This window comes from Caballeronia insecticola (genome assembly GCF_000402035.1).
GTDB lineage: Bacteria > Pseudomonadota > Gammaproteobacteria > Burkholderiales > Burkholderiaceae > Caballeronia > Caballeronia insecticola.
The window spans coordinates 2,511,574-2,527,428 of sequence record NC_021287.1 but is presented as its reverse complement, the minus strand read 5'-3'; the positions used below and the strand labels follow the sequence as shown (position 1 = coordinate 2,527,428).

Sequence of the window (15,855 nt, the reverse complement as noted above, 5' to 3'; positions counted from 1 at the left end):
ATCATGGTACAGGCGTCGGGAAACGAACTGCAGCACCGCACGGTGCTGCTGAAGGAAGCAGTAGACGGACTGATCACGCGCGCCGACGGCATCTATATAGATGGCACGTTCGGACGCGGCGGTCATAGCCGGGCTATTTTGCAGCGCTTGGGAGATGCGGGGCGGCTCATCGCATTCGACAAGGACCCGCTTGCAATCGCCACGGCGCAACAGATTCAGGACGCGCGTTTTTCGATCGTGCATGACAGCTTCGCGGCGTTGCGCGAGGCGGCGGGTGAGCAGGGAATCGAGCGGGTGTCGGGTGTGTTGCTGGACCTTGGCGTGTCGTCGCCGCAAGTGGACGACCCGGAGCGCGGCTTCAGCTTCCGCGCACAAGGTCCGCTCGATATGCGGATGGATCCGACTCGCGGCGAGTCGGCGGCTGAGTGGCTCGCACGGGCCACGGTGCAGGAACTGACAGAGGTGATCAGAGATTATGGGGAAGAACGGTTTGCTTTTCAGATTGCAAAGGCGCTTGTTGCTCGCAGGGCAGAGTCCGACCGTCTTGGGCCTCTCGACAGCACGCGCGAGCTTGCCGAAATCGTGGGTAACGTCGTCAAAACCCGTGAGAAGGGCAAGGACCCGGCAACTCGCACCTTTCAAGCTATACGGATTCACGTCAATCAAGAGCTTGCGGAGCTGCAGGTAGTTCTCGAATCGGCACTGGCACTGTTGGAGCAAGGGGGGCGGCTGGTCGTGATCAGCTTTCATTCGCTCGAAGACCGGATCGTCAAGCGGTTCATGCAGGCGCACGCAAGCGCGCCCGCCGTGGACCGGCGCTTGCCGATCCGCGCGGTCGATCTGCCCAGCCCGCCGATGCGGGTGGTGGGCCGCGTGTTTCCGAGCGACGCTGAAGTGACCGACAACCCCCGTGCACGATCCGCCGTGATGCGTATCGCAGAGCGGATCGCGCCATGAACCGGCTCAACATTTTTCTGCTGATCGTCGTGCTCGGGTGCGCGCTGTCGGTTGTGAGCGCGACTAATCAGCAGCGGCAGATTTTCATCGAGCTGCAAAGGGCGCAATCGCAGGAACGTCAGCTTCAGCAGGACTATGCGCAATTGCAGTACCAGCAGAGCGCTTTGTCGAAGACATCTCGCATCGAACAACTGGCCGCCAACTCCTTGAAGATGCAGCCCGTGACAACTGGCCGCACGCAATATCTCACTTACGACACGGCCGCCAACAAGGCCGCCGATGCACCCATGCCGCCGCCGCTGCCGGCGTCGACGCCGCCTGCACGCGGAGCCAAGCGATGAAAAAATCCGCGAAGCAAAAAGACATCGCCCACACGCCGAATCCGCTGCTCGCCGTGCGCCTGCCGATGTGGCGCTCGAAGTTCGTCGTGTTCCTGTTGTTCATGGCGTTCGTCGCGCTCGCCGGGCGGGCGTTCTGGATTCAGGGCCCCGGCAACGCATTCTTCAAGAAACAAGGCGAAAGCCGCTATCAGCGTACGCTGGAATTGCCCGCGACGCGTGGCCAGATTCGCGACCGCAACGGCCTCGTGCTTGCCACGAGTCTGCCGGTCAAGGCCATTTGGGCGATTCCCGAAGCCGTGCCGAACGACCTCGGCGCGGACAAGCTCGCCGAGCTGGCGAAGCTGCTCGACATGACGCAGAAGGATCTGCGCTCGAAGCTCTCGATGGACAAGACCTTCGTCTACGTGAAGCGCCAGGTGCCGCTCGAAGTCGCGCAGAAAGTCGCCGCGCTCGATATTCCCGGCATTTATTCGCGTGGCGAATACAAGCGCTTCTATCCGGAAGGCGAAATCACTGCGCATCTGATCGGTTTTACTAATATTGAAGACAAGGGGCAGGAAGGCGTCGAACTCGGCGACCAGCACGTCCTCGCCGGCACGCCGGGCATGCGCCGCGTCATCAAGGACCGCATGGGTCACATTGTCGAGGACGTCGACGAGCAGGTCGTGCCCCATAACGGCGCGGACGTCGAACTCTCGATCGACAGCAAGATTCAGTACATCGCGTACACGAACCTGAAGGCGGCCGTCGAGAAGTCGAAGGCGAAGGCGGGCGCGGCGATCGTGATCGACACCAAGACGGGCGAAGTGCTCGCGCTCGTCAACTATCCCACCTACAACCCGAACGACCGCTCGCGCATGACTGGCGAGCAGTTGCGCAACCGCATTCTCACGGACACGTTTGAACCGGGCTCGATCATGAAGCCCTTCACTGTTTCGCTCGCGCTCGATCTGCATCGGGTGACGCCGAATACGCTCGTCGAGACGGGCGGCGGCGTGTACGTGCTCGACGGCGCGCGCATCACGGACGATGCCGGGTTCGGCACGCTCACGGTCGGCGGCGTGATTCAGAAGTCGAGCAATATCGGCGCGACCAAAATTGCGATGCAATTACGTCCTGAAGAAATGTGGAATATGTACACCGGACTCGGACTCGGCCAGGCGCCGAAAGTCGGTTTTCCGGGTGCGGTGACTGGGCGTCTGCGGCCGTGGAAAAGCTGGCGACGCATCGAGCAGGCGACCATGTCGTATGGCTACGGCTTGTCCGCTTCGCTGTTCCAGTTAGCGCGCGCATATACCGCGATCGCACACGACGGTCAGGTTCTGCCGGTATCGATTTTCCGCACGCCGGGCGATCAGCCGGTTGTCGGCCAGCAAGTTTTCGCGCCGAGCACCGCGCGGGAAGTGCGCGCAATGCTCGAAACCGTGACGGCGAAGGGCGGCACGTCGCCGGATGCGGCGGTGCCGGGCTATCGCGTCGGCGGCAAGTCGGGAACGGCGTACAAGCACGCGGGCCACGGCTACGACAAATCGAAGTACCGCGCATCGTTCGTCGGCATGGCGCCGATGCCGAATCCGCGCATTGTCGTGGCCGTGTCGGTGGATGAACCCACGGCGGGCAGCCACTTCGGCGGTCAGGTTTCGGGGCCGGTATTTTCGGGCATCGTCGGCGATACGCTGCGCGCGCTCAATGTACCGCCCGACATGCCCGTGAAGCAAATGGTCGTCACCGACGACTCGAATTCCACCACGCAGCCGGCCGCTCAGCAGCCGGCGAATACGAACAACGCCAATACCGCGAAGAAAGTCGCGGTGTCGAGCAATACCAAGACACACCCGGGAGTCGTGCGATGAGCGCGCAGGCCCGTCAGAGCAAGATGCAAAAGGACGTTTCACAAACCGTTGAATGGCTGCGCGCGCACGTGCAGCCCGACGCGCAATTGCACGCGGACACGCGCTCGCTCAAAAGCGGCGACGTGTTTCTCGCGTACGCGGTCGACGGCGCGGACAACCGTCCGTATCTCGACGCCGCGCTCGCTGCGGGCGCCGCTGCCGCGTTGTATCAGCCGGAGCATTTCGCGGGCAAGCCGGATGCGTCGAAGACGCTCGCCGTGAAAGCGCTCAACGAGCTCGCGGGGCCGATCGCGGCCGCATGGTACGGCGAGCCGACGGCGTCGATGCTCACCGTGGGCGTGACGGGCACCAACGGCAAAACGTCGTGCAGCCAGTGGATCGCCACTGCGCTGACCGCGCTTGGCCGGCCGTGCGCGATCGTCGGCACGCTCGGTATCGGCATGCCGGGCAAGCTCGTGCACAGCGGCTTCACCACGCCCGACGCGCCGCAGCTGCAACGCAATCTCGCGCAACTGAAGCGCCAGGGCGCGGAAGGCGTTGCGATGGAAGTTTCGTCGCACGCGTTGCATCAGGGGCGCGTCAATGGTGTCGATTTCGATCTCGCCATCTTCACGAATCTGACGCAGGATCATCTCGATTACCACGGCACCTTCGACGCTTACGAATCCGCGAAGGCGCGTTTGTTCGCGTGGCCGACGCTCAAGACGGCGATCGTCAATCGCGACGACGCAGCGGGCCAGCGCCTGATCGAATCGCTGCGCGGCAAAGTCCGCACGATTGCATTCGGTATTGAAATGCCGGCGAGCGCAGCGCCGGGCGCCGATGCCATGCTGCTCGCGACGCAAGTCCGCGCCACGGCTTCGGGCACGGCGTTTCATCTTTCGTCGGACTGGGGCGAGGCGGATGTCGAAGTCGGCACGCTCGGCACGTTCAACGTGAGCAATCTGCTTTCCGTACTCGCCGTGCTGCTCGAAGTCGGCGTGCCGTTCGATGCGGCTATTGCGCGCATCGAAAAGCTCGAATCGGTCAACGGCCGCATGGAGCGTCTGGGCGGACGCATCCAGAACGACGAGCCGCTCGTCGTGATCGATTACGCGCACACGCCCGATGCGCTCGACAAGACGCTCGCCGCGTTGCGCCCGATCGCGAAAGCGCGCGGCGGCGAACTCGTCTGCATGTTCGGCTGCGGCGGCGACCGCGACGCGACCAAGCGTCCGCTGATGGGCGCGATCGCGGAACGTCTCGCGGATCAGGTCGTCATCACCAGCGACAATCCGCGCAGCGAGGAACCGCTGTCGATCATCGAGCAGATCGCCGCCGGTATGAACGACGCCGCGAAGGCGCGCCGCATCGAAGATCGCGCGAGCGCGATTTTGCAGGCGATTCGCGGCGCCGCGCGCGAGGACGTTGTCGTGCTCGCGGGAAAAGGACACGAAGCTACGCAGGAAATCATGGGCAAGAAGCGCACATTCTCCGATCAGGATCACGCGCGCCTCGCGCTCGCAGCACGCGCCACGCAACAGCGCGGAGGTGGAGAATGAGCATGTTTACTTTGCGCGAAGCCGTCGCAATGATTCCGGGCGCCACGCTCGCCGGCGACGAAAATGTCGCGATTACACGCATCGTCACGGACAGCCGCGGCGTGCAGGCCGGCGACCTGTTCGTCGCGGTGAAGGGCGATCGTTTCGATGCGCATGATTTCCTCGATCAGGTTGCGAAAAGCGGCGCGGCGGCGGCGCTGGTTTCGCGTGAACCGGCCGGCGCGAATGCGTGGCCGCTGCCTGTCATCAAGGTAAAAGACACGCGCGCCGGGCTCGGTGCGCTGGCCCACGGCTGGCGCAAGCGCTTCTCGATGCCGCTCGTCGCGGTGACCGGCAGCAACGGCAAGACCACCGTCAAGGAAATGATCGCGTCGATCTTTGCGGCAGCGGTGGGCGAAGAGGCGCGGCTCGCGACTGCCGGCAACTTCAACAACGACATTGGCCTGCCGCTCACGCTGTTCCGTCTGAACGCGTCGCACAAGCTCGCGGTCGTCGAACTCGGCATGAATCATCCGGGCGAGACCGAAGTGCTCGGCAAGATCGCCGCGCCGAATGTCGCCGTGGTGAACAACGCGCAGCGCGAGCATCAGGAATTCATGGCGACGGTCGAAGCGGTCGCGCTCGAACACGCGTCGGTCATTCATGCGCTGGGCGATACCGGCACCGCCGTGTTCCCCGCCGACGATCGTTACGCGAGCATCTGGCGCGTCGCCGCCACGGGCAATCCGATCATGGATTTCGCCCTCACCGACGACACAACCAAGGCCGCCGTCACCGGCACGCTCGACGGCACCACGGTACACGCGCACACGCCGCAGGGCGAAGTCGACATCGCGCTGTCCGTGCTTGGCGAACACAACGCGCGCAACGCGCTGGCTGCAACCGCAGCGGCGCTTGCAGCCGGCGTTTCGCTCGATGTCGTCAAGCGCGGGCTCGAAGCCTTCCAGCCGGTGAAGGGACGTTTGCAAGTAAAGCGCGCCGTTCTCGGCACGCTCGCGGGCGCGACCGTCATCGACGACACGTACAACTCGAATCCCGATTCGATGCGTGCCGCCATCGACGTGCTCGCATCGCAAGCCGCGCTCCGTGTGCTCGTCATGGGCGACATGGGCGAAGTCGGCGAAGAAGGGCCGGCATTTCATCGCGAAGTCGGCGCGTATGCGGCCGAGCGCGGCATCGATGCACTTTTCGCGCTCGGCGCGGCGAGCCGCGATTCGGTGAACGCATTCAACGCGCACGCATCGAAGCAGACCGGCGCGCATTTCGACGACGTCGCCGGTCTGATCGCGGCGCTCGACGCCGCCGGTTACGGCAGCAAAGCAACTTATCTCGCGAAAGGCTCGCGCTTCATGAAGATGGAGCGCGTGGTGGACGCTTTGACGAGTTCTCAACAATCCGCGTCGGGCGCTGCGCCCGCCGCACACTGATTCACTGAAAGAGAAGGACCAGCATGCTACTCGCACTCGCGCAATGGCTCCAGAATGACGCCAGCTTCATGCGCGTGTTTACCTACATCACGTTCCGCGCCGTGGGAGCCACGGCGACGGCGCTTTTGATCGGCCTCGTCTGCGGCCCCTGGGTCATTCGCAAACTTACTTTGCTGAAGATGGGCCAGGCCGTTCGCAAGGACGGCCCGCAGACGCACCTCGTCAAATCCGGTACGCCGACCATGGGCGGCGTGCTCATTCTCATCGGCATCGCGGTGTCCACGCTGTTGTGGGCGGATCTCACCAATCGCTTCGTCTGGATCGTGATGCTCGTCACGTTCGGCTACGGCGTGATCGGCTGGGTCGACGATTACCGCAAGGTCGTCCACAAGGACCCGCGCGGCATGTCCTCGCGCGAGAAGTATTTCTGGCAGTCGGTCATCGGTCTTTTCGCGGCAGTGTATCTCGCGTTTTCCGTGTCCGAAGCGAACAACGCGCGCGTGTTCGATCTGTTCATGGCGTGGGTGAGAAGCGGCTTGTCGATGGGTCTGCCCGCGCGCGCCGACCTGATGCTGCCGTTCCTCAAATCGATCACCTATCCGCTCGGCGTGTGGGGCTTCATCGCGATGACGTATTTCGTGATCGTCGGTTCGAGCAACGCGGTGAATCTCACCGACGGTCTCGACGGCCTCGTCATCATGCCGGTCGTGCTGGTGGGCGCGTCGCTCGGCGCCTTCGCGTATGTCATGGGCAGTTCGGTGTATTCGAAGTATCTGCTGTTCCCGCACATTGCCGGCGCGGGCGAATTGCTGATTTTCTGTTCTGCGATGGGCGGCGCGGGCCTCGCGTTTCTCTGGTACAACACGCACCCCGCGCAGGTCTTCATGGGCGATGTCGGCGCGCTCGCGCTCGGCGGCGCGCTCGGCACCGTCGCCGTGATCGTGCGTCAGGAAGTGGTGCTGTTCATCATGGGCGGCGTGTTCGTCGCGGAAACGCTGTCGGTCATGCTTCAGGTCTTCTGGTTCAAGTTCACGAAGCGTCGTTACGGCGAAGGCCGTCGTTTCTTCAAGATGGCGCCGCTGCATCACCACTACGAGCTCTCCGGCTGGACCGAGACGCAAGTCGTGGTGCGCTTCTGGATCATCACGCTGATGTTGTGTCTGTTTGGCCTGTCGACGCTCAAGCTGCGCTGAGCATTGCGGTCACGAAGGCAGTTCGAATCTTGTTTGCAGTCTCCGGGAAAAAGGTAAAGCGATGTTTGGCGAGAAGTTTGTCGGTCGGCAAAGTCCGATGGTGCTCGTGCTTGGACTGGGTGAATCCGGTCTGGCGATGGCGCGCTGGTGCGCCAGGCACGGCTGCCGCCTGCGGATCGCCGATACGCGCGCCACGCCGCCGAATCTCTCGGAACTCGCGGTCCATCAGATCGATGCGGATTTCGTTGGTGGCGCGTTCGCGCCCGAACTGCTCGATGGCGGCATCGAACTGGTCGCGATCAGTCCGGGACTTTCACCGCTCGCGCCCGATCTCGCGCCGCTGATCGCCGCCGCAAAGGAACGCGGCATTCCCGTCTGGGGCGAGCTCGAACTCTTCGCGCAGGCGCTCGCCGGGCTCGGCGCGAACGGCTACACGCCGAAGGTCATCGCGATCACCGGCACGAACGGCAAGACCACGACGACCGCGCTCACCGGGCTGTTGTGCGAGCGCGCGGGCAAGTCGGTCGCGGTGGCGGGCAACATCAGCCCGGCGATGCTGGACAAGCTGACCGAGGCCATCGACCAAACCGCGCTGCCGGATGTCTGGGTGCTCGAACTGTCGAGCTTTCAGTTGGAAACGGCCCATACCTTCGCGCCGGATGCCGCCGCGGTGCTCAATATCACGCAGGATCATCTCGACTGGCACGGCGGTCTCGATGCCTACGCGGCCGCGAAAGGCCGCATCTTCGGGCCGCGCACCACGCGCGTGCTGAACCGCGACGACGTCCGTACAATGGCGCTCGCGAAGAACATCGCGCAGGACCGGGTCGTGACGTTCGGGCTGAACGAACCGTCGTTCGTCGGCGACTACGGCTTGCTGCGCGATAACGGCATGGCGTGGCTGGTCGCCGGCATCGATCAGGACGCCTCCGACGAACCCGCGCCGTCGCGTCGCCGCAAGCAGGAAGCTGCCGCGCCGAATGTGGTCTCGAAGCGTCTGATGCCGGCCGACGCGCTGCGCATCCGCGGTCTGCACAACGCGGCGAACGCGCTGGCCGCGCTCGCGCTTGCCCGCGCGATCGATCTGCCGCTCGCGGCGTTGCTGCACGGTCTGCGCGAGTATCGCGGCGAGCCGCATCGCGTGGAAGTGATCGCGCAGATCGAAGGCGTCGATTACGTCGATGACAGCAAGGGCACCAACGTCGGCGCGACGGTCGCGGCACTCGACGGCCTCGCGCAACGCGTCGTGCTGATCGCCGGCGGCGACGGCAAGGGCCAGGACTTCTCGCCGCTCGAAGCGCCCGTCGCACGCTGGGCGCGCGCGGTGATGCTGATCGGCCGCGATGCGCCGCGTCTGCGTGAAACGCTCGCACACACGGGCGTCGCGCTCGAAGATCACGTGACGCTCGAAGCGGCGACGAACGCGGCCGCGCGCATCGCCGAAGCGGGCGACGCCGTGCTGCTCTCGCCTGCGTGCGCGAGCCTCGACATGTTCAAGAACTATGCACATCGCGCCGACGTGTTTCGCGGCGCGGTCGAAGAAATCGCCGCCGCGCGGGGAGTGATGCTATGAGTTGGTCAGACCGCTTCGGATCGAAATTGACCGGCCAGCGTCACGCCGTCTCGCACGACTCGCTCGCGGGCCGTTCGAATTCCGGCATGCGCGCGCATCGCGAAGGCGCGGGCGGCATTTCGAGCGCGGTGAACGGCGTGCGGCCCGCGCGCTCGCGCATGCTCGATTACGACTACTCGCTGTTGTGGGTCATGATCGCGCTGCTCGGCCTGGGCATCGTGATGGTGTACTCCGCGTCGATCGCCATGCCGGATTCGCCGAAGTACGCGAGCTATCGCGACTATCACTTCCTCGTGCGTCACCTGATCTCGATCACGACGGCGCTCGTCGGCGCGATCATCGCGTTCAAGATTCCGATCAAGACGTGGGAAAAGTACGCACCCAAGCTCTTTCTGATCGCGCTGGTGTTGCTGGTCATCGTGCTGATTCCGCACATCGGCAAGGGCGTGAACGGCGCGCGCCGCTGGATTCCGCTCGGCATCACGAACATGCAGCCGTCGGAAATCATGAAGCTCGCGGTGACGATCTACGCGGCGAACTACACCGTGCGCAAGCAGGAATTCATGCACAGCTTCGGCAAGGGCTTTTTGCCGATGGCGGTGGCGGTCGGCGCGGTGGGCGCGCTTCTGCTGCTCGAACCGGACATGGGCGCGTTCATGGTGATCGCCGCGATCGCGATGGGCGTGCTGTTTCTCGGCGGCGTGAACGGCAAGCTGTTCGGCGGGCTCGTTGCGACGGCGGTCGGCACTTTCGCGCTGCTCGTGTGGGCGTCGCCGTGGCGTCGCGAGCGGATCTTCGCGTATCTCGATCCGTGGGACGACCGCTACGCGCAAGGCAAGGCGTATCAGCTGACGCACTCGCTGATCGCATTCGGACGCGGCGAATGGTTCGGCGTCGGGCTCGGCGGCAGCGTCGAGAAGCTCAACTATCTGCCCGAAGCACATACCGACTTCATTCTCGCGGTGATCGGCGAGGAACTCGGTTTCGTCGGCGTGATTTGCGTGATCCTGCTGTTCTACTGGATCGTGCGCCGCGCGTTCGAGATCGGCCGTCAGGCGCTCGCGCTCGACCGCACGTTCGCGGGGCTCATGGCGAAGGGCGTCGGCATCTGGTTCGGCGCGCAGACCTTCATCAACATGGGCGTGAATCTGGGCCTTCTGCCGACCAAGGGTCTCACGCTGCCGCTCGTGAGTTACGGCGGCTCGGGCATTTTGCTGAACTGCATCGCGCTGGCGGTGCTGCTGCGTGTCGACTACGAAAATCGGGTTTTGATGCGCGGAGGAAAAGTATGACCGCGCAAGACGCATCCAACATGAACGCGCGCACGCTGATGGTCATGGCGGGCGGCACCGGGGGCCACGTGTTCCCGGGGCTCGCGGTCGCGCACCGGATGCAGGCGCAAGGCTGGCGCGTGGTGTGGCTCGGCAACGCGAACGGCATGGAAGCGACGCTCGTGCCGAAGCACGGCATCCCGATGGAATACGTGCGCTTCGGCGGCGTGCGCGGCAAAGGCATCAAGACCAAGCTGATGCTGCCGGTCAATCTCCTGCGCGCTTGCTCGCAGAGCCTGGCCGCGTTGCGTCGCGTGAAGCCGGACGTCGTGCTCGGCATGGGCGGCTACATCACGTTTCCGGCGGGCATCATGACGAAGCTCGCGGGCGTGCCGCTCGTGCTGCATGAACAAAATTCGATTGCGGGCCTCGCGAACAAGGTGCTCGCGCATCTCGCGCGGCGCGTGCTCGTTGCGTTCCCCAATGCTCTGCCGAATGCGGAATGGACCGGCAATCCGATTCGCGCGGAACTAACCAGCGCATTGCCACCCAAAGAACGCTACGCCGCGCGTTCCGGACGCCTGAACGTGCTGGTCGTCGGCGGCAGTTTGGGCGCGGCCGCGCTGAACGAAACCGTGCCGAAGGCGCTTGCCATGCTGCCGGCGGACGCGCGTCCGCGCATCGTGCATCAGGCGGGCGCGAAGCATATCGAAGCGCTCGAAGCGAATTACGCGGCGGCGGGTCTCGCGCGTGGCGAGGACGTGCAGCTCGTGCCGTTCATCGAAGACATGGCGGGCGCGTACGCATCGGCGGATCTGGTGATCTGCCGCTCGGGCGCAATGACTGTCTCCGAGATCGCGGCGGTGGGCGTGGCCGCGCTTTTCGTGCCGTTCCCGTTCGCCGTCGACGATCACCAGACCACCAACGGCGCGTTCCTCGCAAAGAACGGCGCGGCTGAATTGATACAACAACGCGACCTGTCGGCGCAAAAGCTTGCCGACTGGTTACGCGCACAGACGCGCAACACGCTCGCGGACATGGCCGAGCGCTCGCGCGCGCTGGCGAAACCGGACGCGACCGAACGGGTCGCGAGCGTGTGCGCCGACGTGGCCGGCGCGCGTGTGAACGCGCAAGCGCGAGAGGCACATTAATCATGAAACATATCGTCAAGCATATTCACTTCGTCGGGATCGGCGGCGCAGGCATGAGCGGCATCGCCGAAGTGCTGCTGAACCTCGGCTATCACGTGAGCGGCTCGGATCTTTCGAACGGCGCCGTCACGGAGCGGCTGCGTGCGCTCGGCGCGCGCGTCGAGATCGGTCATCACGAGCAGAACATCGAAGGCGCGAACGCGGTCGTCGTGTCGACAGCCGTGCGCTCGGACAATCCCGAAGTGCTGGCCGCGCGCCACCGCCGCGTGCCGATCGTGCCGCGCGCCGTGATGCTCGCGGAACTGATGCGCCTGAAGCAGGGCATCGCCATTGCAGGCACGCACGGCAAGACCACGACCACGTCGCTCGTCGCGAGCGTGCTCGCCGCGGGCGGGCTCGATCCGACCTTCGTGATCGGCGGGCGTCTGAACAGCGCGGGCGCGAACGCGCGGCTCGGCACGGGCGATTTCATCGTCGCGGAAGCCGACGAGTCCGACGCGTCGTTCCTGAACCTGTTTCCGGTGATCGAAGTCATCACGAACATCGACGCCGATCACATGGACACCTACGGCCACGACTTCGCGCGGCTCAAACAGGCGTTCATCGAGTTCACGCACCGTCTGCCGTTCTACGGCATTGCGGTGCTGTGCGTCGACGATCCGAACGTGCGCGAAATCCTGCCGTTCGTGTCGAAGCCGATCATTCGCTACGGCCTCGGCGCCGAAGCGCAGGTGCGCGCGGTCAACGTCGAGGCGCGCAACGGCCGCATGCATTTCACGACGCTGCGCGAAGACGCGCCGTCCATCGACATCGAACTGAACCTGCCGGGCACGCACAACGTGCAGAACGCGCTCGCGGCCATTGCGATTGCGACTGAACTCGAAGTCGCCGATGCCGATATCCAGCGTGCGCTCGCCGAATTCAACGGCGTCGGGCGGCGCTTCCAGCGCTACGGCGAAGTGCGCGCGAGCAGCGGCGAAGGCGCGTACACGCTGATCGACGACTACGGGCATCACCCGGTGGAAATGGCCGCGACGATCGCGGCGGCGCGCGGCGCGTTTCCCGATCGCAGGCTCGTGCTCGCGTTCCAGCCGCATCGCTATACGCGCACGCGCGACTGTTTCGAAGATTTTGTGAGAGTGCTGTCGACGGTCGATGCGCTCGTGCTCACCGATGTCTACGCCGCCGGCGAAGCGCCTATCGTGGCCGCCGACGGTCGCGCGCTCGCGCGTGCGCTTCGCGTCGCAGGGAAGGTCGAGCCGGTGTTCGTCGAAACGATCGATGAAATGCCCGACGCGATCACGACGATCGCGCGCAACGGAGATGTGGTGATCGCGATGGGCGCAGGGTCCATCGGCGGTGTGTGCGGAAAGCTGGCGAACGGCCAGGTTTAGCAAGAGCGGTATTCAGAAAATGAGCAATCAGGTGAATCAAATCGATCCGAAAGTTTTCGGCAAAGTCGCGGTGCTGCTGGGCGGTCATTCCGCCGAGCGCGAGGTGTCGCTCAATTCCGGGCGCCTCGTGCTCCAGGGTCTGCGTGACGCGGGCGTCGACGCCCATGCGTTCGATCCGGCCGAGCGTCCGCTGTCGGATCTGAAGGCCGAGGGTTTCGAGCGCGCGTTCATCGCGCTGCACGGCGGTTATGGCGAAAACGGGCAATTGCAGGGCGCGCTCGATTTCTACGGCATCCGTTACACCGGTAGCGGCGTGCTCGGCTCGGCGCTCGGCATGGACAAGCTGCGCACCAAGCTCGTGTGGCAGCAGACCGGCGTGCCCACGCCGCCGTTCGAAACCGTCTTCCGCAACGAAGACTACGCCGCCCGCGCGCACGCGATCATCGCGAAGCTGGGCTTGCCGCTGTTCGTGAAGCCGGCGAGCGAAGGATCGAGCGTCGCGGTCATCAAGGTGAAGAGCGCGGAAACGCTGGTGCCCGCGCTCGAAGAAGCCGCGAAGTTCGACAAGATCGTGATCGTCGAGAAGAGCATCGAGGGCGGTGGCGAGTTCACGTGCTGCATCGCGGGCGATCTCGATCTGCCGGTCATCAAGATCGTGCCGGCGGGCGAGTTTTACGACTATCACGCGAAGTACGTCGCCGATGACACGCAATACCTGATTCCGTGCGGTCTGACGGACGCAGAAGAAGCGCGCATGAAACAGCTGACCAAGCGCGCGTTCGAGATTCTCGGCTGCACCGACTGGGGCCGCGCGGACTTCATGCTCGACGCCGACGGCAATCCGTACTTTCTGGAAGTGAACACGGCGCCCGGCATGACGGATCACTCGCTGCCGCCGAAGGCCGCGCGCGCGGTGGGCATCAGCTACAAGGATCTGGTGGTGAAGGTGCTGGCGCTCACGCTCAAGAACTGACGCTTTTGGAAGGGATGTTTTAGAACCGACGGAATCACACACAGGACACGAAACAGCGAAACCATGTGGAACAACGTTCGCCACCTCCGCCTCGCCACCAATGTGCTGCACGTCGTGCTCGTGCTGCTGCTTCTGGGCGCCGCAGGCTACTGGGCGATCCAGCGTCCCGAGTTTCGCTTGCGCGAGATTCAGATCGACGGCGACACCGCGCATATCAGCTCGCCGGTGGTGCGCGCGAGCGTGGTCGGTCACCTGAAGGGGAATTACTTCACGGCGGATCTCGACACCGCGCGCGCCGCGTTCGAACAGATGCCGTGGGTGCGTCACGCGAGCGTGCGGCGCGTCTGGCCGAATGCGCTCGCGGTGACGCTCGAAGAATACAAGCCGCTCGGCACGTGGGGCTCGGATCAACTGGTGAGTGTGGACGGCGACCTGTTCACGGCGAATCAGGGCGAACTCGACGACGACTTGCCCGCGTTCGACGGCCCAGAAGGTACGGCCAAGGAAGTGGTCGCGCGCTACCACGATTTCCAGAAGTGGTTCGCGCCGCTCGATGCGAAGCCCGAAGAAGTCACGCTGTCGCCGCGCTTCGCGTGGACGGTGAAGCTCTCGAACGGCACGCAGATCGAGCTTGGCCGCGAGCGTAATCAGGACACGCTGAGCGAGCGCTGCAAGCGTTTCGTCGCGTCGTGGTCGTCCGTGACGGGGCGGTGGGGGAAGGATATCGAGTACGCGGATCTGCGTTACCCGAACGGCTTCGCGATTCGCGCGGCGAGCATGCGTTTCATCAACGACACCGACAAGGCCAAGAAGTAAGCAGACACAACGGGCATAAGCACGCTATGAGCAAAGACTACAAAGACCTGCTGGTTTCCCTCGACATCGGAACGTCGAAGGTGGTCGCGATCGTCGCCGAATTGAAGGGCGAAGGCCACTACGAGGTAATCGGACTCGGTCAGGCCGACTCAAAGGGGTTGAAGAAGGGCGTCGTGGTCAATATCGAGGCCACGGTGCAATCCATTCAGCGTGCGCTGGAAGAAGCCGAGCTGATGGCGGACTGCAAGATCACGAACGTCTTCACGGGCATCGCGGGCAGCCATATCCGCAGCTTCAATTCGAGCGGCATGGTCGCGATCAAGGACAAGGAAGTCACGCAGACGGACGTCGCGCGCGTGATCGAAACGGCCAAGGCGATCAACATCCCGACCGATCAGCAGGTGCTGCATATCCTCACGCAGGAATTCATCATCGACGGGCAGGAGGACGTGCGCGAGCCGATCGGCATGAGCGGCATCCGGCTCGAAGTGAAGGTGCATATCGTGACGGGCGCGGTGAGCGCGGCGCAGAACATCGTCAAGTGCGTGCGCCGCTGCGGGCTCGAAGTGAACGACCTGATTCTGCAGCCGCTCGCGTCGTCGCTGGCGGTGCTGACGGAGGACGAGAAGGAACTGGGCGTCGTGCTCGTCGATATCGGCGGCGGCACGACGGACATCGCCATCTTCAGCGAAGGCGCGATCCGCCATACGGCCGTGATTCCGATCGCGGGCGACCAGATCACGAGCGACGTCGCAATGGCCCTGCGCACGCCGACGCCCGACGCGGAAGACATCAAGGTGAGCTACGGCATCGCCAAGCAGGCGCTCGCCGATCCGGACGAAATGATCGAAGTGCCGGGCCTCGGCGAACGCGGTCCGCGCACGCTGTCGCGTCAGGCGCTGGCGGCGGTGGTCGAGCCGCGCGTCGAAGAGCTGTTCTCGCTCGTGCAGCAGGTCGTGCGCGAATCGGGTTACGAGGAATTGCTTTCGAGCGGCGTCGTGCTGACCGGCGGCGCGGCGATGATGCCCGGCATGGTCGAATTGGGCGAAGACATCTTCTTGAAGCCGGTGCGCATTGGTGTGCCGGAATACGCGGGCGGTCTCGCGGACGTGGTGCGCAATCCGCGCTACTCGACGGCAATGGGCCTGCTCGCCGAAGGACGCTCGCAACGCATGCGCGGCCGCAAGGTCGCCGTGCAAAGTGGTTCGATGGGACAAGTATTCACGAGGATGAAGGACTGGTTCCTCGGGAACTTCTAAGAAAGACGCTTTAAAAGCGCAACACTAAAAAGAATTTCGCGCTGGTACCGGCGGCTGGCGCGCGACGAAAGGTTGCCCGATCTCTCGTTGAATAACGCCGATCTTC

13 protein-coding genes are annotated in these 15,855 nt (G+C 64.2%); all 13 read left to right on the top strand.

Translation table 11 applies throughout. From position 1 onward, the window contains the following. The first annotated feature begins 3 nt into the window (after nucleotides 1-3). A complete protein-coding gene (gene rsmH, locus BRPE64_RS11650) occupies nucleotides 4-957 on the top strand; it encodes a 16S rRNA (cytosine(1402)-N(4))-methyltransferase RsmH (protein ID WP_016346327.1) in 954 nt (317 codons plus the stop codon). Then, the gene (gene ftsL, locus BRPE64_RS11645) at nucleotides 954-1,298 is read left to right on the top strand and encodes a cell division protein FtsL (RefSeq protein WP_016346326.1); all 345 of its coding nucleotides are present in this window, start codon (nucleotides 954-956) and stop codon (nucleotides 1,296-1,298) included. Before rsmH ends, ftsL begins: the two co-directional genes overlap by 4 nt. Then, entirely contained in the window at nucleotides 1,295-3,151 is a 1,857-nt protein-coding gene (locus BRPE64_RS11640) for a peptidoglycan D,D-transpeptidase FtsI family protein (RefSeq protein ID WP_016346325.1), read from the top strand. Before ftsL ends, BRPE64_RS11640 begins: the two co-directional genes overlap by 4 nt. Further along, a complete protein-coding gene (locus BRPE64_RS11635; protein WP_016346324.1) occupies nucleotides 3,148-4,692 on the top strand; it encodes a UDP-N-acetylmuramoyl-L-alanyl-D-glutamate--2,6-diaminopimelate ligase in 1,545 nt (514 codons plus the stop codon). Before BRPE64_RS11640 ends, BRPE64_RS11635 begins: the two co-directional genes overlap by 4 nt. Next, on the top strand, nucleotides 4,689-6,119 hold the full coding sequence (locus tag BRPE64_RS11630) for a UDP-N-acetylmuramoyl-tripeptide--D-alanyl-D-alanine ligase (RefSeq protein WP_044041594.1): 1,431 nt from the start codon (nucleotides 4,689-4,691) through the stop codon (nucleotides 6,117-6,119). The genes BRPE64_RS11635 and BRPE64_RS11630 overlap by 4 nt, the downstream gene beginning before the upstream one ends. A gap of 23 nt (nucleotides 6,120-6,142) precedes the next feature. Next, a complete protein-coding gene (gene mraY, locus BRPE64_RS11625) occupies nucleotides 6,143-7,312 on the top strand; it encodes a phospho-N-acetylmuramoyl-pentapeptide-transferase (protein ID WP_016346322.1) in 1,170 nt (389 codons plus the stop codon). 61 nt (nucleotides 7,313-7,373) lie between these two features. Further along, nucleotides 7,374-8,885 carry a UDP-N-acetylmuramoyl-L-alanine--D-glutamate ligase gene (gene murD, locus BRPE64_RS11620; RefSeq protein WP_044041592.1) on the top strand — a complete coding sequence of 504 codons (1,512 nt, stop codon included), beginning with the start codon at nucleotides 7,374-7,376 and terminating at the stop codon, nucleotides 8,883-8,885. Further along, a complete protein-coding gene (gene ftsW / locus BRPE64_RS11615) occupies nucleotides 8,882-10,177 on the top strand; it encodes a putative lipid II flippase FtsW (protein ID WP_044041591.1) in 1,296 nt (431 codons plus the stop codon). Before murD ends, ftsW begins: the two co-directional genes overlap by 4 nt. After that, on the top strand, nucleotides 10,174-11,307 hold the full coding sequence (gene murG / locus BRPE64_RS11610) for an undecaprenyldiphospho-muramoylpentapeptide beta-N-acetylglucosaminyltransferase (RefSeq protein WP_016346319.1): 1,134 nt from the start codon (nucleotides 10,174-10,176) through the stop codon (nucleotides 11,305-11,307). Before ftsW ends, murG begins: the two co-directional genes overlap by 4 nt. Before the next feature lie 2 nt (nucleotides 11,308-11,309). After that, a complete protein-coding gene (murC, locus tag BRPE64_RS11605) occupies nucleotides 11,310-12,701 on the top strand; it encodes a UDP-N-acetylmuramate--L-alanine ligase (protein ID WP_016346318.1) in 1,392 nt (463 codons plus the stop codon). A gap of 31 nt (nucleotides 12,702-12,732) precedes the next feature. Next, nucleotides 12,733-13,674, top strand: a complete 942-nt coding sequence (locus BRPE64_RS11600) for a D-alanine--D-alanine ligase (protein ID WP_044042169.1) — start codon at nucleotides 12,733-12,735, stop codon at nucleotides 13,672-13,674. 63 nt (nucleotides 13,675-13,737) lie between these two features. Further along, nucleotides 13,738-14,490 (top strand): cell division protein FtsQ/DivIB, encoded by a 753-nt coding sequence (locus BRPE64_RS11595; RefSeq protein WP_044041590.1) that lies wholly within the window; start codon nucleotides 13,738-13,740, stop codon nucleotides 14,488-14,490. 26 nt (nucleotides 14,491-14,516) lie between these two features. Further along, a complete protein-coding gene (ftsA, locus tag BRPE64_RS11590; protein WP_016346315.1) occupies nucleotides 14,517-15,749 on the top strand; it encodes a cell division protein FtsA in 1,233 nt (410 codons plus the stop codon). The last annotated feature ends 106 nt before the right edge of the window (nucleotides 15,750-15,855 follow it).

Bases quoted from the DNA above. Each gene is read 5' to 3' on its own strand.
- BRPE64_RS11635 (WP_016346324.1), top strand. From the start codon at position 3,148: ATGAGCGCGCAGGCCCGTCAGAGCAAGATGCAAAAGGACGTTTCACAA.
- murC (WP_016346318.1), top strand. From the start codon at position 11,310: ATGAAACATATCGTCAAGCATATTCACTTCGTCGGGATCGGCGGCGCA.
- BRPE64_RS11595 (WP_044041590.1), top strand. From the start codon at position 13,738: ATGTGGAACAACGTTCGCCACCTCCGCCTCGCCACCAATGTGCTGCAC.
- BRPE64_RS11640 (WP_016346325.1), top strand. From the start codon at position 1,295: ATGAAAAAATCCGCGAAGCAAAAAGACATCGCCCACACGCCGAATCCG.
- ftsA (WP_016346315.1), top strand. From the start codon at position 14,517: ATGAGCAAAGACTACAAAGACCTGCTGGTTTCCCTCGACATCGGAACG.
- BRPE64_RS11630 (WP_044041594.1), top strand. From the start codon at position 4,689: ATGAGCATGTTTACTTTGCGCGAAGCCGTCGCAATGATTCCGGGCGCC.
- rsmH (WP_016346327.1), top strand. From the start codon at position 4: ATGGTACAGGCGTCGGGAAACGAACTGCAGCACCGCACGGTGCTGCTG.
- ftsL (WP_016346326.1), top strand. From the start codon at position 954: ATGAACCGGCTCAACATTTTTCTGCTGATCGTCGTGCTCGGGTGCGCG.
- mraY (WP_016346322.1), top strand. From the start codon at position 6,143: ATGCTACTCGCACTCGCGCAATGGCTCCAGAATGACGCCAGCTTCATG.
- murG (WP_016346319.1), top strand. From the start codon at position 10,174: ATGACCGCGCAAGACGCATCCAACATGAACGCGCGCACGCTGATGGTC.
- murD (WP_044041592.1), top strand. From the start codon at position 7,374: ATGTTTGGCGAGAAGTTTGTCGGTCGGCAAAGTCCGATGGTGCTCGTG.
- ftsW (WP_044041591.1), top strand. From the start codon at position 8,882: ATGAGTTGGTCAGACCGCTTCGGATCGAAATTGACCGGCCAGCGTCAC.